The sequence below is a fragment of the Acidovorax sp. Root217 genome, from assembly GCF_001428645.1.
GTDB lineage: Bacteria > Pseudomonadota > Gammaproteobacteria > Burkholderiales > Burkholderiaceae_C > Acidovorax.
Genome location: NZ_LMIH01000018.1, coordinates 117,824 through 142,284 on the forward strand (window position 1 = coordinate 117,824; position 24,461 = coordinate 142,284).

At 68.0% G+C, this 24,461-nt stretch carries 20 protein-coding genes; 7 read left to right on the top strand and 13 right to left on the bottom strand.

What is annotated here, in order from left to right; all coding sequences use genetic code 11:
- Positions 1 to 112 precede the first annotated feature (112 nt).
- On the top strand, positions 113 to 1,225 hold the full coding sequence (locus ASE31_RS19030) for an FUSC family protein (protein ID WP_082604258.1): 1,113 nt from the start codon (positions 113 to 115) through the stop codon (positions 1,223 to 1,225).
- 15 nt (positions 1,226 to 1,240) lie between these two features.
- Here the strand turns inward: ASE31_RS19030 and ASE31_RS19035 are convergent, their stop codons facing one another.
- Positions 1,241 to 1,750 (bottom strand): hypothetical protein, encoded by a 510-nt coding sequence (locus ASE31_RS19035; RefSeq protein ID WP_057203396.1) that lies wholly within the window; start codon positions 1,748 to 1,750, stop codon positions 1,241 to 1,243.
- 1 nt (position 1,751) lies between these two features.
- Positions 1,752 to 2,753 (bottom strand): alpha/beta hydrolase, encoded by a 1,002-nt coding sequence (locus ASE31_RS19040; RefSeq protein WP_057203397.1) that lies wholly within the window; start codon positions 2,751 to 2,753, stop codon positions 1,752 to 1,754.
- Positions 2,754 to 3,036: 283 nt separating this feature from the next.
- Between ASE31_RS19040 and ASE31_RS19045 the strand changes: the two genes are divergently transcribed.
- Both ASE31_RS19045 and ASE31_RS19050 read left to right on the top strand, forming a co-directional pair.
- Positions 3,037 to 4,884 (top strand): hypothetical protein, encoded by a 1,848-nt coding sequence (locus ASE31_RS19045; protein WP_057203398.1) that lies wholly within the window; start codon positions 3,037 to 3,039, stop codon positions 4,882 to 4,884.
- Between the two features lie 74 nt (positions 4,885 to 4,958).
- Positions 4,959 to 6,776, top strand: coding sequence for a hypothetical protein (locus ASE31_RS19050; RefSeq protein WP_082604259.1), 1,818 nt, complete (start codon positions 4,959 to 4,961; stop codon positions 6,774 to 6,776).
- A gap of 60 nt (positions 6,777 to 6,836) precedes the next feature.
- Here ASE31_RS19050 and ASE31_RS19055 read toward each other — a convergent pair whose 3' ends face one another.
- From ASE31_RS19055 to ASE31_RS19090, 8 genes are all read right to left on the bottom strand, one after another.
- A complete protein-coding gene (locus tag ASE31_RS19055) occupies positions 6,837 to 7,547 on the bottom strand; it encodes a hypothetical protein (RefSeq protein WP_235514625.1) in 711 nt (236 codons plus the stop codon).
- 185 nt (positions 7,548 to 7,732) lie between these two features.
- Positions 7,733 to 8,137: an SRPBCC family protein gene (locus ASE31_RS19060; RefSeq protein WP_235514626.1), complete on the bottom strand. Its 405-nt coding sequence runs from the start codon at positions 8,135 to 8,137 to the stop codon at positions 7,733 to 7,735.
- 160 nt (positions 8,138 to 8,297) lie between these two features.
- Positions 8,298 to 8,579, bottom strand: coding sequence for a hypothetical protein (locus tag ASE31_RS19065; protein WP_057203402.1), 282 nt, complete (start codon positions 8,577 to 8,579; stop codon positions 8,298 to 8,300).
- A gap of 349 nt (positions 8,580 to 8,928) precedes the next feature.
- On the bottom strand, positions 8,929 to 9,756 hold the full coding sequence (locus tag ASE31_RS19070; RefSeq protein ID WP_157412562.1) for a hypothetical protein: 828 nt from the start codon (positions 9,754 to 9,756) through the stop codon (positions 8,929 to 8,931).
- Positions 9,746 to 10,471: a hypothetical protein gene (locus tag ASE31_RS19075; RefSeq protein WP_057203404.1), complete on the bottom strand. Its 726-nt coding sequence runs from the start codon at positions 10,469 to 10,471 to the stop codon at positions 9,746 to 9,748. Before ASE31_RS19075 ends, ASE31_RS19070 begins: the two co-directional genes overlap by 11 nt.
- Before the next feature lie 205 nt (positions 10,472 to 10,676).
- Positions 10,677 to 11,534: a hypothetical protein gene (locus ASE31_RS19080; protein ID WP_057203405.1), complete on the bottom strand. Its 858-nt coding sequence runs from the start codon at positions 11,532 to 11,534 to the stop codon at positions 10,677 to 10,679.
- Positions 11,531 to 12,430 (bottom strand): hypothetical protein, encoded by a 900-nt coding sequence (locus ASE31_RS19085; RefSeq protein WP_157412563.1) that lies wholly within the window; start codon positions 12,428 to 12,430, stop codon positions 11,531 to 11,533. The genes ASE31_RS19080 and ASE31_RS19085 overlap by 4 nt, the downstream gene beginning before the upstream one ends.
- A 72-nt stretch (positions 12,431 to 12,502) precedes the next feature.
- Positions 12,503 to 13,324, bottom strand: coding sequence for a hypothetical protein (locus ASE31_RS19090; protein WP_057203407.1), 822 nt, complete (start codon positions 13,322 to 13,324; stop codon positions 12,503 to 12,505).
- Between the two features lie 242 nt (positions 13,325 to 13,566).
- Between ASE31_RS19090 and ASE31_RS19095 the strand changes: the two genes are divergently transcribed.
- Complete coding sequence (locus ASE31_RS19095) at positions 13,567 to 14,403, top strand: dienelactone hydrolase family protein (protein ID WP_057203408.1); 837 nt, start codon at positions 13,567 to 13,569, stop codon at positions 14,401 to 14,403.
- Between the two features lie 81 nt (positions 14,404 to 14,484).
- Here ASE31_RS19095 and ASE31_RS19100 read toward each other — a convergent pair whose 3' ends face one another.
- Positions 14,485 to 16,521 carry a tetratricopeptide repeat protein gene (locus ASE31_RS19100; RefSeq protein WP_057203409.1) on the bottom strand — a complete coding sequence of 679 codons (2,037 nt, stop codon included), beginning with the start codon at positions 16,519 to 16,521 and terminating at the stop codon, positions 14,485 to 14,487.
- Between the two features lie 263 nt (positions 16,522 to 16,784).
- On the opposite strand from ASE31_RS19100, the gene ASE31_RS19105 reads away from it, so the two are divergent.
- Together ASE31_RS19105 and ASE31_RS19110 are read left to right on the top strand one after the other, a co-directional pair.
- Positions 16,785 to 18,626 carry a hypothetical protein gene (locus ASE31_RS19105; protein WP_057203410.1) on the top strand — a complete coding sequence of 614 codons (1,842 nt, stop codon included), beginning with the start codon at positions 16,785 to 16,787 and terminating at the stop codon, positions 18,624 to 18,626.
- 102 nt (positions 18,627 to 18,728) lie between these two features.
- On the top strand, positions 18,729 to 20,543 hold the full coding sequence (locus ASE31_RS19110) for a regulator (protein ID WP_082604267.1): 1,815 nt from the start codon (positions 18,729 to 18,731) through the stop codon (positions 20,541 to 20,543).
- 6 nt (positions 20,544 to 20,549) lie between these two features.
- Here the strand turns inward: ASE31_RS19110 and ASE31_RS19115 are convergent, their stop codons facing one another.
- Both ASE31_RS19115 and ASE31_RS19120 read right to left on the bottom strand, forming a co-directional pair.
- A complete protein-coding gene (locus tag ASE31_RS19115; protein ID WP_235514628.1) occupies positions 20,550 to 22,136 on the bottom strand; it encodes an amidase in 1,587 nt (528 codons plus the stop codon).
- A gap of 54 nt (positions 22,137 to 22,190) precedes the next feature.
- Positions 22,191 to 23,162 carry a tripartite tricarboxylate transporter substrate binding protein gene (locus tag ASE31_RS19120; RefSeq protein ID WP_057203450.1) on the bottom strand — a complete coding sequence of 324 codons (972 nt, stop codon included), beginning with the start codon at positions 23,160 to 23,162 and terminating at the stop codon, positions 22,191 to 22,193.
- Positions 23,163 to 23,519: 357 nt separating this feature from the next.
- On the opposite strand from ASE31_RS19120, the gene ASE31_RS19125 reads away from it, so the two are divergent.
- Positions 23,520 to 24,431 (top strand): LysR family transcriptional regulator, encoded by a 912-nt coding sequence (locus ASE31_RS19125; RefSeq protein WP_057203412.1) that lies wholly within the window; start codon positions 23,520 to 23,522, stop codon positions 24,429 to 24,431.
- Positions 24,432 to 24,461 lie beyond the last annotated feature (30 nt).

Genomic DNA, 24,461 nt, shown 5'->3' on the forward strand with positions numbered 1-24,461 from the left:
ACGCAAGCGAAGCGCCGCCTACGCGGGGTGGCGGCCCTTGCACGGGGGCACTGGCCTGGGCTGCGCCAGTTGCAGGGGTTATGGGCAGCACCTAACACCATTGAGAACTGACATGCAGAACCGCGCCGTACCTTCATCATCTACCCATGCCGCCAGCTCGCACCTGGCCAGCCTCCTGCGCCTGCTGTCACCCGCGCGCCTGCGAGAGAGCTGCGCCATCGCCCCCGCGCCCTCGCTGCGCAACGCCGCCGTGGTGGGCCTGCAGACCGGTCTGGCGGTGCTGATCGCCGCCGGGGCCACGCACTTGTCGCAGTGGGCGCACCTGGTGGGCTATGCGGCACTGGGCGCGCTGGCGGCGCTGCTGGGGCGCTTTGCACCCGTGGGCCAGCGCATGCCCGCCGTGCTGCTGGCGGGCGCGCTGCTCGTCGGCGCGGTCGCGCTGATGTCCCTGTTGGGCTTGGCAGGCGCAACACCGGCTGCCCTGCTGCTGTGCCTGGGCCTGCTGGCCGGCGCAGTCTCGTGGCTCGCCGGCCGCTGGCGCCTGGGCCCGCCGGGCGCAGTGATTTTCGTCTTTGCGGGCTGCGCAGCCATGGTGCCGGTGGATGGCTGGCAGGCCGCCGGCGCCCGCGTGCTCTTCACACTGGCCGGCGTCGCCACGGCCCTTGCCGTCTGCCGCGCCACCGACCGGTTGCGCTCCGCCCCCGCAGCGCCGCCTGCCGCACCCGCGCTGCAGGCACCGTGGTTGGCCTTTGCCCGCATCGCCCTGTGTACTGCCTGCGCGGGCCTGGTGGCCCTGGCCGCCGGCTGGCAGCACCCTGCCTGGGCCGCCATCGGCGCCATGGCCGTGCTGCAGGGCGGCCCCCTGCATGCCGCCATGCACCGCGCCCTGCAACGCACCCTCGGCACCCTGGTCGGCGCGGCCCTGGCCTGGCTGATCCTGGCGCAGCACCCCTCGTTCTGGCCGCTGCTGGCGGCCGTCATCATGCTGCAGCTGGCCACCGAGGTGGTGATAGGCGCCAACTACGCCCTGGGCCAGATCTTCGTGACGCCCATGGCCCTGCTCATGACCTCGCTGGCGGCGCCTGCGGCAGCCACCGGCATGCCCTTGGCGCGCATGCTCGACACCGTGCTCGGCGCGCTGGTGGGCATGGCGTTTGCGGTGGTGTTCTCGACGCTGGAGGACAGGGTCCATCTGGCGCAACACCATGAGAGCGCGCGGACATAGAAGCGCTCCCTCAGGTCAGTTGGCACCGCCCGCTACATAGGCGCGCAGGGCTTCTGTGAATTCAAGGTCCGGGCAGGCATGGCCGCCTTCATCGGCGCGCAAGATTCTCGCGTGCGGCGCCATGGCCCAAACCCGCCGCAACAACTCCAGCAAGGCACGCAGCGTCTGCTCGTTCCAGTCCGGCCCCATGCGATAGTCCATCGAGAGACCACCGGACTCCACACTCACCGTGAGCGGCGGCAGCTCCACGTCCCCCACTCGCAGGCCGGCAAGGCAGTGCCGAAAACTGTCGACCCCGCCCTGCACGAAGTCCCTTGCAGGATGGGGCACATCGCGCACCAGAACATCCTGCTGCAGGTCGATGCGCCACAGTGTTGAATCGCCCGCTCCAGAGGACTCGCCCCTGAGCCATTCGTAAACCGCGACGATCTGCTCTGGCGACAGATCCTCGACGAAGATGTCCGGCAGCGAGCCGTCGTCCACCTCAAAAAGATGCCGCAGAATCGGCCACCATGGCGTGGTCATATCATGGCCTTGGCTTGCCCGGCGCAACAAACCGTGCGACCGCATCCACCACCCCCGGCACCAGCGGCTGGCCCGGGTTGGCATAGGTCGCCATGTTGGCCGCAGGGTCGTCTGTGAGCACGGCCTTGAGCACATGGTTGGTGTCAGGCAGCAGCACCAACTGGGCAGCGGGCTTGGCCTGGGCCAGCAGGCGCGCGTCCTGCACACCCACCTGCAGGTCGCGCTCGCCCTGCAGCACCAGCACGGGCTTTTGGGTGGTGGCAATGAGCCTGGCCGGGTCTTGCGCAAAGGCGCTGATCAGAAAGCCCTGCACTGACTCGTTGAACAAGGGCTGCAAGGCAGGGTGCAGGCTGGCAGTGTCCACACGGCCGCCGCCCTCCAGCTTGGTGATCGCAGCCAGCGCCTGGTCCAGGATGGGCGCGTTGGCCGGGTTGGCGCGCCATTGGTCACTCAATTGGTCGCGCAACACCTGGCCCAGGGGCCGGCCGGGCGTGGCCACCAGCAGCAGGCCGCAGATGCCCTGCACCTCACTGCCCCCTTGCGCAGCGGCCAGCGCGACCAAGCCGCCCTCGCTGTGGCCCAGCACCCACACGCAGGGCACACCGGTGGTGCGGCGGATGGTGCCCACCCAGCTGTGCACGTCGGCCGCATAGTCGGGGATGGTGACGGCATTCGCATCGGCCACGGCCTTGGCACTGCCGAACATGCCGCGCTTGTCGATGCGCACCGTGGCAATGCCCCGGGCCGCCAAGTCCTGCGCGAGCAGCTTGTAGGTGGCGGCATTCACACCCAGGGGGTTATTGCCCTCGCGGTCCGTGGGGCCCGAGCCGGGCACGATCAGCACCACGGGCGCGCCCGGCTTCGCAGGCGACAGCAGCGTGCCCTTGAGCGGCGCCAGCGGGCCACGGGCTTCGATGGGCTTATCCCGCGTGCCGGCGGCGGGCTGTGCTGCGGCGGCCAGCGATGCGGCCACCGCCGCCAGGGCCAGGAGGAGTGCTTTCATGTGGCCAAGTATTGCCGATGTGCAGCCATCGGCCGTTACAAGGGGTGGCTTCGTGGATGCACCGGCGGGGCTGCTGTCAAACCCGCGGGCTACCCCTCAGCCCCGGCCTTGCCCCCATCCACGCCTTTGACATCGCCATCGCCGCCGTGCGGAACCGCGCCGCGGGCCGCACCACCAGATGTAGACCTACCGCAGGCGCCCGCGTCGACACCGACCCACCCGAACGGGTGAACACGTGTCTTTCGTCTGTCCACGAGGCGCCAAAGCTGCTAGAACACGCGCCATGAACCGAACCCGCCCTTTACCCCAGCGCATCACCCCCTGGCTTCTGGCACTGACGGCCTGGTTGCTGCTCGCCGCGACACCGGCACCCGCCACGGCCACCACCGTCAGCGCTGGCTATGACACCTCGTGCTCGGTGTCCGACACCGGGGCCGCGCAATGCTGGGGGGCCATGGCGCTGGCAAAGACCAGCACGGCCGGCATTGCCGACGTTCGCGTGGGCAAGGGCTTCGGTTGCGCCCTGCTCAAGACCGGCACCGTCAGTTGCTGGGGCACGATGGGTGGCCTCTCGCTGGGCGCCGCGTCTGCGGACACGCTGGGTACACCGATCACCGGCATCTCGGATGCCATACAGCTGGTGGCAGGGGCCAGCCATGCGTGCGCACTCAGCCGTTTCCGCGAGGTGTACTGCTGGGGTGACGGCAGCCAGGGCCAGTTGGGCGAGCCGCTGCGCGCGACACCCACGGCCGAGGCGACCAAGGTGCCAGGCTTCTCGGGTACATGGCGCATTGCAGCCGGCAATGGCAGCACTTGTGCAGCGCTGACCATTCGCACCGTGGTCTGCGTGGGCGCCGGCAGCCTGTTGGAAGGGGCGCAGTCCGATCCAGGCAAGGCCCGCACGGTGCCAGGCATCCACAATGCATACGACGTATCGATCTTCGATGGCCATGCCTGCGTGCTGCTGGGCAATGACAAGGTCGCCTGCTGGGGCAACAACCAGCATGGAGAATTGGGCGTGCCCGCCAGTAGCGGCGTGGCCACCAGTCCTGTCGACGTGGCGGGCCTCTTGGGCCCCGTCAAGGCCCTCACGGCGGGCCACCGCTTCACCTGTGCGCTGCTGGCCAACGCCACACTCCAGTGCTGGGGCAACAACGCCAACGCCCAGTTGGGCACGGGCCTTCCCTACGCAGATAGCCAAGCGCCCACGCAGGTCGTGGGCATCACCGAGGCCGCCGAGGTCAGTGCAGGACAGGGGTATGCGTGCACCGCCCTGTACGGCGGGTACGTCAACTGCTGGGGGAAGCCAGAGCCCCTCCAGGCGATGGGCCATGGACTGTGCGATACGCACATTGCCACGTATCCCGGCTTCGACTATGTCGCATCCCGCGACAACCTTCCGGTGTGCCATGCCAGGCTCACCGGTGCGATCACCCCCTATTCCGTGCAGGGCCTCGGGCCCGCCCACGACATAGGCCTGGTGCTCGACTGGGCCGAAAAGACCTTGCCCTCGCTGTTTCCCGCGCGGTCGCATTCTCTGGCCGACCCACTGCAGGACTTCTACACCGAGAACTACCCAGGCGGCCACACCCTGGCTGTCACGGGCCATGGCACGCCCCGCCTGTTCTACCAAGGGCCGGAAAGCGGCGGCAGCGTGGTAGAGCTGGGAACCCTGGCCCACTGGGCGCAACTGGCCGCCCGGCCCGCCCTGGCACTGCAGGCCACCGTGTGGATCGACTACATGCCAGGCCCTCCCAGCCCCGGCTGCAACAACCTGTTTGCCGCCTACGCGGTGCGCGCCGGAACCACCGGTTTTCCCGCCGGTTTCAGGGCCACGTCGGTGCGGCTGGAAAAGCCCAGCCTGGTGGTCGATGTGCCCGTGCGGGACCAGTATCTTTACGCACGTTTGACGACTGCCGCCGACTGGCTCTCCAACCGCGGCCGATTGCCCGGCGCACCCATCCCGCCCGGAATGATGGAAGAGCCGGTTTACAGCGGCGTCGCCCAAGGCTGCCCCCCGGCCGGTCTGACGCCCGGCGACGACGTGGATGTAGTGCTCTTCTACACCACGGACCAGGGGAGCGGGTCGCTGCGCGTCAAGGCCAAGGGAGCGATTCTGGCGACTTCCTGACCCTGAGGGCCTGCGCTGGTCGCCAGCGAAATCTCTTTGGCCAAACCCGCTTTCCCACCCATGAAGTCCTTGCCATGAACACCCACCGATTTTTACTACAGCGGCAGCGCATTGAAGTCTGGCTTCTCGCCCTGGCCGCCGGGCTATTGCTGCTGCTGGCCGCGGCGCCATCCCCCGCCCGGGCAACCACGCTCAGCACCGGGTACGACACCTCGTGCTCCGTCTCCAACGACTGGGTGGCGCAGTGCTGGGGTGCGGTGCCGCTGGCCAAGACCGGCACCGCGGGCATTGCCGACCTGCGCGCAGGCAAGGGCTTCAATTGCGCGCTGCGCAAGGATGAGACCGTGAGCTGCTGGGGCGACATGGGCAGCCTGTCGTTCGGCCCCGCGACAGGCGACACGCCGGGCCAGGCCATTGCGGGCGTGCGGCAGGCCACCCAGTTGGCCGTGGGCGCCACCCACGCCTGCGCGCTCAGCCGGGGGGTGGTGTACTGCTGGGGCGATGCCAGCCGGGGCCAGCGCGGTGCTCCGGTGAGCCCCACACCCTCGGCCCAGGCCACCTACGTGGAGGGCCTGTACCAGGTGGTGCGCGTGGCCGCCGGCAACGGCAGCACCTGCGGGGTCAAGGGTGATGGCACCGTGTGGTGCTACGGCAGCGGTAGCCAGCTCACCGCACCGGGCGGCATGGCCCCCGCGCCCGGCACGGGCACCATGGTGCCGGGCATCAGCGACGCGGTGGACGTATCGCTCTTCGACGGCCACGGCTGCGTGCTGCGCAAGACGGGGGCTGTGGCCTGTTGGGGGAGCAATGCCAAGGGGGAGTTGGGCACGACGCCGAGCACCACCCCGGTGACCGCTCCATTGGATGTACCGGACCTGGGCGGCGCGGCCAAGGCCGTTGCCGTGGGGCCGGGCTATACCTGCGCCGTGCTCGCCGACGGAACGGTGAAGTGCTGGGGTGGCAATCCCAACATGCAGCTGGGCATAGGCTACCACCGGGACTCCGCCACGCCAGAAACAGGCAAGGTGCTGGGCATCGCCGATGCCACCACCATCAGCGCAGGCGCAACGCATGCCTGCGCGGTGCTCGATGCCGGCTACGTCAACTGCTGGGGCATCGGCATCGGCCGCGGCGATGGCCTTTGCGATACCGTGGGAGCCTACTACCCAGGCGTGCAGTACAGCTACCCCAGCTCCAACCTCGCGGCCTGCTTCAGTGGGGCATCCGCCACGCCCTATGCCGTGCGGGGGCTTGGCCCGTTGGCCGATGCGAACCAGGTGATGGACTGGGCAGAGGCCAGCCTGCCACAGACCTTTCCACCCCAGTTCCAGATCCCCTCTTTGCCTGACCGCATCCCCAACTACCTGGTCCGCGCCTACCCCGGCAACACCTACCTCGCCGTCAACGGCCACGGCACGCCGCACCTGATGTACCTGGGCCCCGACAGCGGCGGCCAGCTGCGCGACCTGGGCCGCCTGGCCCAGTGGGCGCGGCAGGCGCGCGCATCGCAGCCCGTAACGCCGCCCATCAACACCACGCTGCAACTGGTGCGGACACTGGTCACCGTGGACTTCTTTCCCGGGGCTCACCGCACCGGCTGCGACAACCTGTACGTCTGGTACCAGTTGAGCGCCACCGCTGGCAACGCCCTGCCCGCGGGGTTCACGCCGACCTCGGTACGGCTGCTCAAGGGCGACACCTATGTCGATATACCGAACGTCCGCGAGGACAGCAGATCCCCTGTGTCACCTGACACCTACCTGGGCACGGCCGGGGGCTGCCCCGCCACGTTGATCCGTGGCGACGACGACGTGGAGGTCGTGCTGTACTTCACCATCGGCGGCGAGGCGGGGCAGGTGCGGGCCAAGGTGAAAGTGATGGAAACGTCCTGAGGGCCAGCCCCCACGGCGCCATGCCGAATCAGGCCCGCAGGCCTGGCGGGCGCTGATCCGTCAAAAATCGTACTTGATGCGCGCGGTCAACATATTGCCGCGCTGCCCGTAGGTCTTGCCGTAGAGGTAGGCAGCCTGCCAGCCGAACTCGTGGTCGCCGAACTTGAAGCTGCCGAACAACGCCGGGCCGGCACGGTGCGACTGCTCGCGCCGCGGCGCCCAATCGTCCCACCGACCCACCTCGCCGAAGCCCTGCGCGCCGAAGTGCAGATCTGGCCTCCAGCGGTGGCGCACCTGCCACTGGTACTTGAGCTGCGTCGGCCGCCGCGAGAAGCCGCCGTAGCCCTTTTCGAAGAACACATTGAAGTTCAGTTGCGTGCGGCCGATGTCGGTCTGGAAGGCCGGGCCGAACTCCAGCGTATGCCCATCACCCAGGTGCTTGGGTGCCGATACCAGCGCGTGGATCGCCAGGTCGAACGGGTACTCCCCCTGGGTCAGCAGCACGTCGTTCTGCCAGTTCCAGCTCGACAGCGTGGTGGGCGTGTCCGACGCGGTGATCCAGCTGGCAATCACCTCGGTGTACCAGCGGGCGTTGACGTTCCAGCCCAGCCCCACCTCGGGCCACTTGGTCAGCGCCGAGCCCCGCGAGGCCACGGTCCAGTAGCGGAAATCAATGGTCATTTCACCGGGATCACTGTACGCGGTGACCACGTAGTAGCCCGGGTCCGCCAACGCGGCCCCGCCGGCCAGGGTGGCAGGGATGCACAACACGCGGAGTATCGAGCGCAACAACCGGGGCCTTTCCGGCACGCCGGCACATGGACAGCGCGCCCATGCGAATGGATGAACAACCCATTGTGCGGGGCCCTGGCAGCGCGGTCGAGCGCTGTTACGAGTGTTGTGCCGAGGCGTTGCAAATGCGGGAAAGGCGCGAGGTTCCAGGGCTAGCTGACCACCTACTCGCCGATCCCGGCGAGCAGCAGCCCGGGCAGGCGCTGATGGATCAGCGTGGCCCAGCCCTCGATCATGTCCACGAAGGCAGTACCCCGATAGGTACCCAGCGACTCCAGCCCGGCCGGCGTCAGCGCCGTGAGAGCATAGCCCACTGTCACATCGCAAGCGGAGTCGCCTACCGGCGTGCAGGCGATCTCCACTGTGCCGGTGCGCAGGGCCGGCGTGGTGCGCACGTACTGCGCTCGCCGCTCAGCAGTGTCGAAGCGGCTCACCAACCAGATGGTGAACTCATCGGCCTCGCCGGTGGTGAAGACCAGACCCTCGCGGGTATGGCCATCGAGGGAGTTCAGGTAGCGTGGCGCCCAGCCGGGCACCCAATGCGATTCACCCTCTGGTGTGAAGAACATCAGCGCTGAATCGGCTGGCGCAGCGATGCGAATGGTATGACTGCTGTGGACGGATCCAAGGGCTGCAGCAGCCGTGAATGGTGATTGGGACATGTGCGAAGAACTCCATGAAAGTCGATACGTTTGAAACGAAGCTCCATGGGCATCGGCATGCGCGGGTTCACGCTCCCCTTTTGTCGCGAAGGCGGTGGCTCGAAGACGCGTCGATCTGCATGCCGTAGATCGTACGCAGTTGGGCAATCAGCGCCAGCGTGTCTTTGGAGAACGGCTGCTTGCCTTCCAGCGCGTGCAGCAGCACGCCTTCGAGCAGTTCGCCGAGCGTCATGTCCTTGTGCTCGGCCAGGGCCTTGAGCACCTTGACGAGTTGCTTCTCCAGCCGCACCCCGGTCTGTATGCGCTCGACGGGGATGGTGGGTGTGCTGTCTTCGGGATTTGGGGGCATGGTGAACGCAGTGCATCGGATTTACCAAGGTACCAGTGTACCAAATAAGGCACATACTGCACTTCAGCCGACATCTAGGGAGGCTGGTCACCCGCAATGGTCCAATAGGCTTGTTCCGGTTCAACCACGGCTGGTGAATGCCAATGACCCCCTGCCCGCCGAATCTTGACCTGCACAAACTCGACGGAGTTGAGCGGGCGCCACCCGCCCGTGCACGCCCTACCGTCCACCAGCGCATTCATCGCCAGAGGGTACTTCTGCAACGCGGCCATCTGCGCCACATGGAGTGGCGCCAGGTTGGCACCGCCACCGGACGTGGGATTGGGAAGGCAGATCGCGCGCACCGGACTTATCGTGCATGCACCTGCTCCACATACAACCCCAGCCACGACAACATCCCAGACACTTCAACCGTGCTGCCGGCCGGCGGCATGGCACCTTCCAGGCGCCGATGCAGGCAGATCCTGAACGAAGTTGCACCCTGGAGTTCGAATGTCGCAGTGTGGTTGCACCCCCGTCGTGCGTGACGCTGCTCGACGGACGTCACCTGGACCTCCACGCGGGCAGGCGAGCCAAAGGCCCACCCCAGCAGCGCGGCCCAGCCCCAGGGTGCTGTCGCCACCATGCAGGCACTGAGAACCACCCACGCAGGGTACGCAACCAGCCAACGCCCGGCCCAGCTGCGTGCACGGGATTCCTGCGCCTGGGCAATCCGCGCCGCAATGAACCAGATGGCCGCAATCACCGGCAGCAAGCCAAGAAAAAGCAGCCACGCCAGCGGGCCGTATGCGACCTCGCCAAACCATATGAATTGATGCGCCAGGGACAGCCCGAGGACCGTGCCGATCACTGTGTAGGCAACGACCAGCAGCACCGGAACCCGGTATTTGCGCGGGAGCGTCCAGCGCCTGGGCTCTTTGGCCGGCGCATCGAAGTTCCATGGTCTGCGATTCCTTTGCGCCGCCTCCCGCGCCTTCATGTCGCGCACCTGGGCTTCGCCAATCGCCAGCAACCGCGCCTCGATGCGGGCTGTTTCCTGTTCGTCCGGATTCACCCCTCGCCCGGGCCTTGCGCGCTCCAGGCCAGGCGGATCGGCGGCATCGCCCTTAGCACCATGGGGCGCATCGCCGATCTGGGTCTTCGGTGGTTTCAGGGCCGTGGCACGCTCACTTGGCATGGATTTCTCGCACATACAGCCCCAACCCCGAAACGCGCCCATACACCGCCACCGTGTCCCCGGCACCCGGCGCCTTTGCGGCCAGGCGCTCCTCCACGCAGATGCGCGCAACCGTGCCACGGAACTCCAGGCGGGCATGTTGACCGCAGGGCACATAGTTGCGCAGCGGTTCGATCGAAAGCATGCGGGCTTCCACGCGCGCAGGCGTGCCAGCCATCCAGCCCAGGTACGCAAGCCATCCCCAGGGCGCAGTGGCCACCGCTACCGCGCACAGCAGGGCCAGGAGGGGGTACGCGATCACTGTTCGAAAGAAGGCGCCAGGCAGCTGCTCTGCCAACTCGGGCACCACACCCTCGAACCGGCACAGCACCACGACGAAGACCGGTACTAGAACGCCGACTATCCACGGCATGGCAGAGCGCAAGGCGGCGTTGCCGAAGAACAGAAAGCCCCCACCCATGGCCCACTCGAAATACACGCCGCCAAACACGAAGACGAGCGCCACCACGGCAGGAATCGCGAAGCGGTAGGCCAGCAGCTTGTCGGCCCAGGACCGCTGTTCAAGCTGCAGCCGCGCCCGCATCGACTGGCGAGTACCCATACCCTTGCGGACCTCGCCCAGCACCCGCAACTCGGCATGCCGCAGCCGGGCGGCCAGCTCCTGCGGGTTCTTCGCGCGCTTTGGCCGCGTGCCTTCGCTGGCAACGGTGTTCAATCCGGTAGAGGACGCAGTTGGCAATCCCATGCCACTCGATGCCTCCATGGCGGGTGCCAACAGGGGCGCTGGTGTACTAGCGCGGCTGTGATCTCTCATGCTTCAGTTGTTTTTTATGGAATGGAAAAATCCCTCGCGACCATCCTAAACGCGAGCATCGAAGCGGCAAACTCTTGCTTTGCCATGCAAATGGTGGGTGCTTTGGTCATGGGCTGTGCAGCTTTTCCACATAGAGACCCAGGCGCGATACACGTCCCGACACCGTCACCGTGTCGCCAGCGGCGGGCGCCTGCTTGCCAAGGCGCCCTTCCAGGCAGATGCTGGCCATGGCGCCCTTGAATTCCAGTTGGGCCGATTGATCGCAGCCGCGCGACCCGGGAGAAGGCGCGTCCACCGAAACAACGCGCACCTCAACACGTGAAGATGCCCCCCAGGCCCATCCCAGCGCAGCAGCCCATCCCCATGGCGCAAAGGCCACCAGGCCCGCACCGAGCAACACCATGACGGGATACATGAACACCCAGCGCACAAGCCAGGTCGGGTAGCGGTTGCGCAGATGGTGGGTAGACCGTTCACGGCGATAGAACAACACGGCGAGCAGAGGCAGCAAGAGCAGGAACAGCTTCAGGGCCAGTGGCTCATAGGTTGCACCACCGAACCAGATGAACCCCTGCCCGATAGTCATCTCCAGTACCAGCCCAGCGAGGACGGCAACAAACACTCCAAAGGGAATCCAGAGCGCCACGGATCTCACCCGGCGCATGCGATCAACGCCATCGACTGCAGCCTTGCGTTCAACCGGCGATGGCGCCTCCAGCGCCACCTGCGCGGCGCGCATCTGAGCCTGCAGAATCGCCTCCAACCGTGTCTCGATGCGCGCGGTGGCCTCGGCATCCAGGTTGCCTTTGCGCTCAAGCGCCATGCCTTCGCGCAGCACGACCGCCACCTCCGGCCCCAACTGGTCGATGGCACCGCCTGCCCCGGTACCGACCTGCCTGGGCACCTCGCTCGTAAGGAGCTGCGCGCACTCGCCGCCATCGCGGATGTGTGGGGGCGAATTCATCTTGTGTGGATCGTTGTCACCAGCAGCCCATAGGAAGAAATCAGCCCTGATACGGCCACCCTGTCACCTGCGCGCGGCGCGGCGCCTTCCATCAAACCTTCCACGCAAATGCGCGCAGTGGACCCGCGGAACTCGACACGGGCCGATTGGCCGCAGTTGTCAGAGTCCCTAGGAATCTCGATCCAGACGACACGAATCTGCTCTCGCACGGGGACGCCGGTGCTCCATCCCAGCAACGCAGCCCAGCCCCACGGAGCACCGAACACGGCACTTGCGCACAACAGAACCACGAACGGGTACATGATCAGCCAACGAATGGACCAGGTGGGCACATTCGCTTCCAAAAAACCCGTTGACCGCTCCAGGCGATACACGCCCCAGGCGAACAGAGGTACCAGGATGCCCAGCAACCAGGGCATGGCGGAGTACAACGCGCCACCGCCGAGGAATATGAAACCCGATCCGAACACCATCTCCAGCACCACGCCGCCGAGCACAAAGAAAGCGGCAACTGCAGCTGGCACCCAGACCTTCGCAGGCCCCAGCCTCTTCTGGCCGTGCTGCGGCCGGGCTTTGCGCAGCAGTTCCTGAAACGCCTGTGCCTGCACCCGATCGTCTTGCGCCATCTCTCGCCGCACCTCGCCAAGAACCCGCTGCTCGGCACGTCGCAGCCTGGCAGCCAGCGCCTCGGGATCCACTGCACGCCGTGACCGCGCGGCTTCAGGTAGAACCGCTTGCGGCTTCGCGGTGACTTGGCGATGGGCAGCAGGCGCCTCTGCCAAGGCTGCCACACCTCCTTCGGTATTGCTGGCCGCCCGCTGCAGCGGCGCAGCACCGTCAATTTGACAGTTGCTTTTTCTCATGTCTCGGTTGTTGTATTGAAAGCGAGAGTTCATGTTGTGCCATGGGCCACCTCTTCCTGCAGACGAATGCACCCGGAGGCTCGTGCAGAGGGGGCCATCAGGAGCTCACTTCGCATGCACCGCCCCTACATGCAACCCCCAGCGCGAGACCAGCCCGGCCACCACCACGGTATCGCCCGCGCGCGGCATCACGCCCGTCACGGCGGTGTTCATGCACACCCTGCCCGTGCTGCCGCGAAACTCCAGGCGGGCGTACTGGTTGCAGCTGCTCGAAATGCGCGGTGCCTCCACCGACACCACGAGCGCCTCCACGCGCGCAGGTTTGCCCACCAGTTCGCCCAGGTACGCGGCCCAGCCCCAGGGTGCGGCGCCCAGCGCTGCAGCACCCAGCAGCGCCGCGAAGGGATACACCACCATCTGCCGCACGAACCTGGTGGGCATCTGCTGCACCCACCAGGGCGCCAGCACCTCGGTGCGGCACAGTGCCCAGTACCACAACGGGGCTGCGGCCAGCACCAGCCAGGGCATGGCAGCGCGCAGGGTGGCGTGACCGGAGACGAGGAAATGGTCGCCCTGTGCCATCTCGAAGAGGGCACCGCCAAAGACAAAGACGAGCAGGGCCACGAAGACCATGGCCAGCCCGTAGGGCACGAACAGGTGCGCGGCATGCTGGTTGCGCAGCAGTTGCTCGCGCCGCTGCTGGGCCTGCCGCATCCGTGCGCGGCGCTCCTGGTCTTTTTGCTTTTGCACCTGGCCCTGCACGCGCGACTGGGCGCGCTGCTGGGCGGCGGCCAGTTCTTCGCGGCTGCGGCGGCGCTGTGGTGGTGCATCGGTTGCGCGGGCGGTGCTGCCGGGTGTGGCAGCGCTCGTTGCGTAGGCGGCTGGCAGCGCAGGGGCCAGACCTGCGGGGTGGCGATGGTCTCTCATGGTGTCATTTTTTATGGCTCGAAACTCCCTCGCAGCCATCGTAAGCGCAGCCCTTGAATCGGCAAATTTCGCGTTTGCCATGCAGGTTGTGGGTGCTTTGGGCCGCCCTCAAGACGAGGGAACAACCGCATGCAGCCCATGTGCCCAGGCACCGCACAACAGAGCCTGCAGCATTCCTGGTTGTCACGTACCATGGCACGCCCTGCCGCAACTGTTTTTGACCGAAAAGGAGCTGGACCACCATGTGCGATTCGAATGACGACCTCCACAAGTACACCCGCCGCGACTTCACCGCGTGGGCTGCGTCGGCCGGTTTGCTCACCGCCTTGCCTGCGGTGGCCAACGCTGCAGCGGTGGCCGAGCGTGAGGTGACCATCACCACGCCAGACGGAAGCTGCGATGCCTACTTCGTCGCGCCGACCTCGGGCCCGGCCCCTGGTGTGCTGGTGTGGCCCGACATCTTCGGCCTGCGCCCGGCTTTCAGGCAGATGGGCAAGCGCCTGGCAGAGTCGGGCTACAGCGTGCTTGTCGTCAACCCTTTTTACCGGCAGAAGAAGGCGCCTACCGCAGCACAGGGCGGCCAGACGCCGATTGCCGAAGTGATGCCGCTGATGCAGGCCCTGACGCCCGCCATGCACTTGAGCGACGGCAAGACCTTCGTGACGTGGCTCGACGCCCAGGCCGAGGTGGACAAGGCGCGCAAGATCGGCACCACCGGCTACTGCATGGGCGGGCCGATTGCGGTGCGCACGGCCATGGTGGCTTCGGGCCGCGTCGGTGCGGTGGCCAGCTTCCATGGCGCCGCCATGGTGACGCCAGCGGCTGACAGCCCCCATCGGCTGGTGGCACAGACCAAGGCGCAGTACCTCATTGCGATTGCCGAGAACGACGATACCAAGGACCCCGAGGCCAAGGCCAGCCTGCGCACCGCGTTCGACAGCGCCAAGCTGCAGGCCGAGGTGGAGGTCTACCCCGCCGCCCACGGCTGGTGCCCGTCCGACTCGCGGGTCTACGACGCCGCCCAGGCAGACCGCGCCTGGGCACGCCTGCTCGCCACCTTCGGCAAGGCACTGGCCTGATACCGGGCTGGACGCATGCATCCCGGGCGCTGCAGCGTCCGGGCATGCATGTGCCGGGCTGCCGCACGCCCCTTGGCTCTCTCACTCCCGCCCGCGAAACGACCGGAACAGCATCCACACGCTCACCGCCATGCCCACCATGGGGATGGCCGCTACCACCGCCACTGCGGCGCGCGCGGCAGGCGGCCAATCGAAGTCGCGCCCCGTGCGCCAGGCGCCGAAGGCGGCGATCAGGCCCATCACGGCCATGCCCGTGCGAAAGCTCGCACCCTCCTTGAAGAACAGGATCAGCAGCACCACGTTGGCCGCGCCAATGAGCAGGGCCAGGTGGCCCAGGTGCAGGGAGAAGGTGGTGCGCTGGTAGCTGCGGTCGCGCTCCGGCATGCGGTCGCCGTCATCCTCGCCATCGTCCTGCGCCAACTGGCCGCGCGCTCGGCCCGGCGGCGGGCTTTGCGGGGATGCGGCAGCGGCCGGTGGAGTCGGCGCGCCGCCGGCGCGGCCCCAGTCCGTGCCAGACAGCCCGGCCGCTGCGGCAGCGCCGACACCAGCCGCCACAGCGGCGCCCGCCGCACCCTTCGGGGGCGCGCCGATGCCTCCCGCGCCGGCCTGCAGCCCCTTCTCGCGCAGCACGGCGCGCAGGCGGCCTGGTTCACGCAGGGCCGCCACCAGGGAGCGCACGGGGCCCTGCTCATGCGGCGCAATCTTCAGGTCATCCACCCGCATGGTGGTGCCGCGCGTGTTGGCCAGCATGAACAGCGCCTTGGCGACCTGCTTGTCCCTGGGGCCTCCGGTGCCGTTCTCGATGGCGACCCCAAGGTTGTAGGTGCCGTCGGCATGGCCGGCCTCGGCCGCCTGGGCATACCAGTCGCGGGCCTGAGCCAGGTTCACCAGGCCGCCGTCGCGGCCGTGCTCGTCCAGCGTGCCCATGTAGAACGCCGCATGCGGGTTGCCCTCGCGGGCAAACCAGCCCACCAGGTCACGCAGCACCGATCCGGTCCACACCACCGGGGCTGTGGCGGGCGCCGACGGTGCCATGGGCGCCAGGCTCAGGCCGCCGGGGGATTCAGCCTCTTCCTTCGCCTGCCGCAGCTTTTGCTCCTGCTGCCACTGGTCCCTGGCTGCTGCATTCCATTTGGCGGCCTCGGCCATGTCCACCGGGCCGCCCCAGCCGCGCTCGTGCATCAGTGCCAGCAGCCGCTTGGCGGGCTCGTGGTCCCAGTCCACGGCGCGCTGGCACCAGTAGCGGGCGTTCTCGTAGCTGGGCTCCTCCCAGCCGATCACCGACTCCAGCGCGGTGTAGAAGGCCGCCAGCTCGTGGCCCATCGACGCCGCAGCCTTCATGCCATCCGCCGCCTCGATGCGCTTTCGGGTGTACAGCAGCATCTGCTCGTTGTGCACATAGGCATCGTCCACCGCCTTGCGCTCGCCATCCACAACCGTGAGCAGCATGCTGCCCGATGCGGATTTGAGGCGCGCCATCAGGGTCTGTATGCGCCCTTTGGCCTCGACGGGAAAGCGCTCGTAGAAGGCCTGCGCGTCCTGCCGGGTCGGCGCATCGTGCGCGCCCAGCAGCTGCAGCGCGGCCGCCAGGTCAAAGTGCCGGCGCTGGCCCATGGTGCCAAAGCGCAGCGCGCGTCCCATGGCATACAAGGCGTGCAGGTTGCCGCGCGCGGCATGGGCGCGGTACCCGGCCCAGGCCGTGGCATCGTCGCCAGCCTTGCGGGCCTGCTCGGCGCGCTTGAGCTGCAGGTCCGGCTCCTCGGGCACATCGCCATTGCCCAGGTAGTGCACGCCGCTTTGCGGGTCGTACAGGTTCAGGCCCAGCCGGGTGGCCTGCGCCCAGGCAAACTCGAAGGCATCTTCCCAGTGTTCGGTGCGGGTGTTGATGCCAAAGCCGAGCGTGGCATCTTCGGTGACGCCTTCTTCGCTGCCGTCCAGCCACACGTCCATCGCTTCGGGGTAGCGCTCCTGCAGCGCCCTGCCCCACACCAGAAATCGGGGGTTCTGCCCCGGCGGCGGGGTGGCGAACACGCGCTCGAACTGCGCGTCGGCCTCCGCCTTGGTGGCGGGCCACGGCCAGTCGGCCGGCTTTTCCCAGAGCTGCAGCGTGTAACTCATCCTCGGTGCCCTCCCCAGGCTCAGCAGTGTTTGTCCCGGATTTTAGGGCGACAACGCAAGCTCTTGTTGCGTGCTGAAAGGCCAGCCGTCGCGGGCCGGCAACGCCACCGGGCGCAGCGCCGGACCCCTTGCAAAGGCCAGTTTTGCGGCACTTCGTTACATCGACCCTGTGATCGCGGCCACATGTGCTGCGGGCCCTTCGTTCCTAGAATGGCCGAAAACACATTGAGAGGTTGAGGACTATGGACGACAGACACACCCCGATGCTTGCATCGCGACTGGTGCGCAGGGCACTTGGCATCGCAGCGCTGCTGCTGCCCGCTGCCTTCACACCATCAGCCTCCATGGCCACCACCGTGAGCGTGGGCCACAGCCACGGTTGCTCGGTGTCCGACACCCACCAGCCCACCTGCTGGGGCAGCCTGCCCATACAGGACCAAGCGCCTGACACGGTGCTCGACGTACGGGCCGGGCGCGATTTCAGCTGCGCTCTGATGGCGGGCCGCACCGTGCGCTGCTGGGGCAACAACGATTTCTCGCAGTTGGGCGTCAACTCCCCCTCCTCCGCCGGCCCGAGCGTAGGAGGCCTGTGGCGCATCACGCAGCTGGCCGTAGGCGCAACGCATGCCTGCGCCCTGCTCGACACCCAGGCCTACTGCTGGGGTGACGGCAGCCGAGGGCAATTGGGTGCCGGCAGTGCTGCCAGCTCGGCGGCGCCCATCGCGGTGGAAGGGTTGTCCAAGGCCGTGCACCTCGCGGCGGGCCAGGGCGCCACGTGCGTGGTGCAGTGGGACGCCAAGGTCGCCTGCGTCGGCCTGGGCAGCGAGCTCTCCGGCGGCCTCGATGAGCCCCGCGTGGCACGCACCGTGCCCGGTATCACCGATGCACGTGAGGTTGCACTCTTCGACGGCCATGCCTGCGTGCTGCGCGCCGGGGGCAAGGTGTCGTGCTGGGGGCAAAACAGCCATGGCCAGTTGGGCATACCGGCCGGTGGCGACATCCAACGCAGCCCGGTCGAGGTGACGAACCTGGGCGCTGCGGCCAAGGCCGTCACCGTGGGCAACGGCTTCAGCTGCGCCCTGCTGGTCAACGGCACTGTGAAGTGCTGGGGCAACAACGCCAACGGCCAGCTGGGCACGGCCCTGGGGGGTGCCGCCACCGGGCTGGTCACCGGCATCACCACCGCCACCGCCCTCAGCGCCGGGCAGACAGCGGCCTGCGTGGCCTTGCAGGGTGGCTACGTGCAGTGCTGGGGCCAGGGCGCGGGTTGGGGCAACGGCATCTGCGGCACACTGGGCGGCACCTATCCGGAGCACCCCGGTTCGTGGGGGCCCATCGTCGACATCGCCATCTGCCGTCCGCCTGGCTCGTTCGCGCCCCTGGCCATCAAGGCCCTGGGCGTGGCCAGCGACGCAGGCCAGGTGCTGGACTGGGCTGAGAAAGCCATGCCCGGCACCTTCCAGGCCCAGGCGTCCAGTGATCCCGATCCAGGCAATACCCAGTTCTACCTGCGCCAGTACCCGGGCGGGCACACGCTGGGCGTCAACGCCCACGGCACACCGCACCTGCTGTACCTGGGGCCCATCAGCGAGGGCCGGCTGCTCGACTTGGGCCCGCTCGACCGGTGGCTGAGCGAGGCGCGCCAGGAAGAAGGCACCAAGAGCGGCATGCAGTTGCAGGCCGCGCCCTACCTCAACCTCATGCCTGGTGTCGCCTTCATAGACAGGATCCCCAGCCCGTGCAGCTACTTCCTGGTGCCCTTTGCCATTCGCGGCGGCGCGAACGGCCTACCCAAAGGGCTGGTCGCCACCAGCGTGCGGGTGCAGAACACCAGCGGCACGAGCATGGAGTTCCCCATCCGTGGCCTGGGCCAGTATGCGAGCGAGCGCCTCATCACCGAGACGGACTGGGTCACGCAGCGCTTCCTCCAACCGGGCCAGGCGATGCCGGCCGGTATGAAGCTGGAGACGGTGCTGAGCGACATCGCCGAAGGCTGCCCCGTGGCCGTGCGCCCGGACGACGAGGTGGGTGTGACGGTTCTCTACTCCCTGGGCGGCCGCAAGGGGCAACTGCGCACGCGGGCCAAGGTGGGGGCGGCGTACTGAGTTGCACGCCCCTGCGCACAGCGCTCTGCAGCATCAACGTCCACCATCCCGACATCTTTGCCCCGGCGCGTTTGCGCTTTCCCGCCTTCAAGGACCATGACCATGCACAGCACAACCAGCGCGCCGCGGCTTCTCCAGAAAATGGTGCTCCTAACCGCAGCGCTGCTGCTGTCCGCGGCCTTTGCGCCAACGGTGGCCATGGCCACCACTGTGAGCATGGGCACCAGCCACGGCTGCTCGGCGGCGGACACCCACAAAATCACCTGCTGGGGCAGCCTGGCCGCCCCTGACTTCGGCCCCTATTCGATCAAGGACGTGAAGGTGGGGCGTGACTTCAGCTGCGCCCTGCTGACCAATGCATCGGTCAAGTGCTGGGGGAGCAACGATCTACAGCAACTGGGCGGGCCACCCGTGCCCGAGACCGTCGCGCGCTACTACAACGCCGACGCCATTGCCGTGGGCGCAACGCATGCGTGCTTTCGCTTTGTCACGCGCATCTCGTGCTGGGGCGATGGAAGCCAGGGGCAACTCGGCAGGCACGTGCAGACCCAGATAGGCACGGAAACAGCGGTGGATGGCCTGTCGGACGTGCGGCACGTAGCGGCTGGCCATGGCAGCACCTGCGTGGCCCGGCTGGACGGCAAGGTGGTCTGCGTGGGCGCCGGCAGCGGGCTTGCGGGGGCTGCTGACGACCCGCGCCAGCCGCGCACCGTGCCGGGCATCAGCGATGCGCTGGAGGTATCGCTTTTCGACGGCCACGCCTGCGTGCTGCGATGGGGCGGCAGGGTTTCCTGCTGGGGCAACAACCGCTATGGAGAATTGGGCGTGCCGGCAGGCACCGGCCCGCTGAGCACGCCGGTCGAGGTGACAGGCCTTGCCGCCGCCGCCAAGGCCGTGGCAGTGGGCAACGGCTACACCTGCGCCTTGCTGGTGAACGGCACCGTGTCCTGCTGGGGTAACAACGCCAACGGGCAGTTGGGCACGGGCCTCGCCGGAGGCACTGCCGGCCAGGTCACGGGCATCACGGACGCCACGGCCATCAGCGCGGGCAGAACAGCCGCCTGCGCCGTGCTCGAAGGCGGGTACGTGCAGTGCTGGGGCGAAGGCGCCGGCTGGAACAGCGCCCCCTGCCGCATGACCACCAGCTTCTACCCCGGCGTGCCCGCCACCTACAACCCACCCCCCGATCTGGCCATCTGCCTGCCCCAGGGCTCTGCAGCGCCCATGGCGGTGCAGGGGCTGGGCCCCGTGCACGACGCTGCGCTGGTGCTGGACTGGGCAGAAAAGACGATGCCGCTGACCTTTGCGCCGCAGGCAGCCAAGGTGCCCGCGCACATCGACGGTCCCTACTACCTGCGCGAGTACCCCGGCGGACACAAGCTCGCCGTCAACGGCCACGGAACCCCGCACCTGATGTACCTGGGGCCGGAAAGCGGCGGGCGGCTGCTTGACCTGGGGCCGCTGAGCCAATGGGTGTTCCAGGCGAGCCGGGACGCGGGCATCGCCAGCGGCATGCAGCTGCAGGCTGGCCCCTACGTCGACCTGATGCCCGGTTCGGGCCCCTGCTGGGAAATGATCGTCCCCCATGCCATCCGAGGCGGCGCACAAGGCCTGCCCGATGGACTGGTCACCACCGCCGTGCGCATCGAGAGCGGGGGCCAATCCATGGAGTTTCCGATCCGAGAACGGCACCGCTTCACCGTGCTGACCACGGCGACGAACTGGCTCTCACAGCAGAGCCTGCAACCAGGCCAGCCGGTTCCCCCAGGGATGAAGGAGGAGCCCATCTACTACGGCGCAGCAGAGGGATGCCCCACCATCGGCACCTCGGGCGAGGTGGATGTCATTGTCTTCTACACCCTCGGGCAGAAAAAGGGCCTGCTGCGCGCCAAGGCGAAGGTCGGCTCTGCCGCGTAGACTGCATCACACCACCGACACCGAAGCAGCGGCCCCCTGCCCCGCCGCATTGAACACCGGCGGCGTCGTCACAATCGACCGCAAATCCGGCACCGCCCGGCGCAGCGCCGCCAGATCCGGCCGGGGCCGGCGCAACTCGGGCCGGGCCGCAAACGCCCGCTCCATCGCCAGCGATGCCCCCAGCACCTGGTGGTCCTGCCGAAAACCTCCCACGATCTGCAGGCCAAACGGCATGCCCAGGTGGTCCGTGCCGCAGGGCAGCGACAGGGCCGGGTGCGTCATCAGCGTGACCACATAGGTCAGGCTCAGCCAGCGGTAGTAGGTCGCCTGCTGCTCGCCGTTGATGACATCGGCGTACAGCTGCGTCCACGCAAACGGCGAGACGGGCGTGGTGGGCGAGAGGATCAGGTCGTAGTCCGCAAACGTGCGCTGCGTGGCCTGGATGATGCGCGTCTGCTCGGCCTGGGCCCAGGCGCTGTCGAGCAGGCTCATGCGCTTGCCCATTTCGTAGTTGGCGCGGGTGTTGGGGCCCAGGCTGTCGGGGTCGCGGTCGTAGGCGGCCTGCATGCCGGCCACGAAGGCCTCGGCGCGCAGCACGTCGAAGCAGCGGTGGGTGTCGCCCAGGTCGAATGTCACCTCGTCGCAACTGCGAAACAGGTGCCGCATGGCCGCGATCTTGGCGCGGAAGCTGGCGCGTATGCCCTCGTCCACCGCGCAGGTGCCAAAGTCCTCGGTGTAGGCCACGCGCAGGCGGCCCAGGTCCACCTCGGGCGGGGTGAGGAAGCCCATCGCATCGAGCGGGTAGCTCAGCGGGTCGCCCGCGTGCATGCCGGCCGATGCGGCCAGTTGCAGGCACGCATCTTCCACCGTGCGGCCCATGGGGCCGACCACGGAGATGGGCGTCCACCCCAGCGGCTTGCGCACGCTGGGCACCACACCGGGCGATGGCCGAAAACCCACCACCCCGCACTTGGCCGCCGGTATGCGCAGCGAGCCCCCGGTATCGGACCCCGTGCACACGGGCAGCAGGTCACAGGCCAGCGCGGCGGCCGAGCCGCCCGACGAGCCCCCGGCGTTGAGGTTGGGGTTGAACGGGTTGCCCGTAGCACCCCACACGGTGTTGCGCGAGTTGGCGCCCGCGCCCAGCTCGGGCACATTGGTCTTGCCGGCCACGATGGCGCCGGCCCGGCGCAGGCGCGCCACGAGCTCGATGTCCTGCGTGGGCACATGGTCGCGGTAGATGGCCGAGCCCCAAGTGGTGAGCAGGCCCTCGGTGGGCTCCAGGTCCTTCACGCCCAGGGGCAGGCCGTGCAGCAGGCCCAGGGGCGCAGTGCCATCCACCACGGCCTGCTCGGCCGCGCGTGCCTCGGTGCGGGCGCGGTCGAAGCAGGTGGCGGTGACGGCGTTCACAAAGGGGTTGATGCGCTCGATGCGGTCTATGCAGGCCTCAAGCAGCTCCACGGGCGAGATCTCCTTGCGCCCGATGAGCCGGCGCAGCGCCACGGCGGATTGCTCCACCAGCGCATCGCCAGGGCGGCTGGCGGTGTCGGGGCGGTCGGATGGGGTGGCGGTGGAAGAAGCGATGTCTGGCATGTTGTCTCGGCAATGTTGTTCAGGGCACCGTGCGCTGCGCGCACAGCGCGGGGATCAGTCGGCAGTGATGTTGGAACGGGCTGCCACGGCGCGCATGGCGGGCAATTCGCGCTGGATCAATTCGCTGGCCGCAGCGCCGCTGCTGAACGCCGGCTCCATGCCCTGGGCAGTCAGCTTGGCCTTGGTCTCGGGGTCGGCCACGGTGGTGGCCAGGGCCTTCTCCAGCTTGGCGCGCACCTCGGGCGGCAGGCCCCTGGGGGCGGCCACCACCAGCCAGGTGTCCAGGTTAATGTCGGGGTAGCCGGCCTCGGCCAGCGTGGGCACGTTGGGCAGCAGCGGCGAGCGCTTGGCGGTGGTGACGGCAATGGCCTTGATCTTGCCGGTCTTGAGCTGCGGGATGGCGGCGCTCACCGTGTCCACGGTGAAGGGCACCTGCCCGCCCATCAGGTCCGTCATGGCCGGGGCGCTGCCCTTGTAGGGGATGTGCGCCATCTTCAGTCCCGTGGCCTGCAAGATGGTCTCGCCCGCGAAGTGCGCCGTGGTGCCGCTGCCGAACGATCCGTACGAATACTTGCCCGGCGCTGCCTTCACGTAGTCGACGAACTGCTTGACGCTTTGCACCGGCACCTCCTGGTTGGCCAGCAATATCAGCCCCGTGCGGCCCGAGATGCCGATGGGCTCGAAGCCCTTGACCGGGTCGTACGGCAGGTTGCTGCGGATGGCCGGGTTCACCGTGAAGGTGGTGCCCGAGCTCATGAGCAGCGTGTACCCGTCCGCCGGCGCCTTGCTCACGTAGCTGGCGCCGATGATGGTGCCCGCGCCCGCGCGGTTCTCGATCACGATGGGCTGGCCCAGCGCCTGGCCCATGCGCAGCGCGATCACGCGGCCCAGCACATCGGTGGCACCACCCGGCGGGAAGGGGATCACCAGCGTGATGGGCTTGGTAGGGAATGTGGTTTCGGCCGCCTTCGCGGGGGCACTGAACGCAGCCAGCGCGGCCACGCTGGCCAGGCCGGCGAACAACATGGCGTGCAGGCGGTGGGCGCGCGCAGGGTTGGATCGGGTGGCAGACAGCGGCTTCGGTGTTTTCATGAACAGCATTCCTGAAAGAGAGGTCGGTTGGTCGTCAGCGTCACATCCACGCCATGCAGCCATGGTAGGAGCCGATATTGAATGCAACAAGCGCAATGTTTAGAATTGTCGATTGCCGAAAAAGCAATTGAACCAGATGCCCCCTGAGTCGCTTCGCGCCTTCCCCCTCAGGGGGACGCCCCCAGTGCGGCGGGGCGGCCCTTGCACGGGGGCACTGGCTCTGGCCGCGCCAGTTGCATGGGCTGCGGGCAACGCATAGCGCGATAGATAACTGAACCGACAGGAAACCCCATGGCCAGCCACATCCTGCAAGAGACCGCCGTCCGCTACTTCCTCGAAGTGGTGCGCGCCGGCTCGGTGAAAGACGCCGCCCTGCGCCTGAACGTGGCCCCCTCCGCCGTGAGCCGGCAGGTGGCCCGCCTGGAGCGCGAGATGGACACCGTGCTCTTCGAGCGCCAGGCGCGCGGCATGGTGCCCAATGCGGCAGGCGAGCTGCTGGCCGCGCACGCCAAGCGCGTGCAGCAAGACAACGAGCGTGTGCTCAGCGACATATCCGCCCTGCGCGGCCTGCGCAAAGGCTTTGTGCGCGTGGCCAGCGCGGCCGGCTTTGCCTACGACCTGCTGCCCACGCTGATCGCGCGCTTCGGCGAAACGTATGAGGGCATTCGCTTCCACCTGGAGATGTGCGCCCAGGGCGATGTGCCGGGTCGCATCCGCGACGGCGAGGCCGATATCGGCATCACCCTGAGCGGCCTGCCCGAGCCCGGCATCAAGCTCGAGCTGCGCCACCCCTGCCCGGTGCTGGCCGTTATGTCGCGCCGCCACCCGCTGGCTGAGCAGCGCCAGCTATCGCTCAGCCAGGTGGTGGCCTACCCGCTGGCGCTGCCCACGCCGGTCAGCTCCATCCGCCAGCTGCTGGACACCAGCTGCAGCCGCCAGGGCCTGCAGTACGCGACCGCCATCACCAGCAACCACGCCGACTCGCTGGTGAGCTACGCCGCCACCGCGCCCGAAGCCATCGCCTTCTACGGCGAGCTTTCGGTGCGCACGCGCCTGCAGTCGCTGGACCTGGTGGCCATTGCCCTGCGCGACCGCGAGATGAACGAACGCTACCTGGAGGTGCAGACCCTGGCCGGCCGCGCCCTGCCGGCCGCGGGCAAGGCGTTCGTGCAGTTCCTCACCGAGCACATCAGGGCCGGGTAGCGGCGGGCGGGCGGGCGGGCGGGCGGGCGG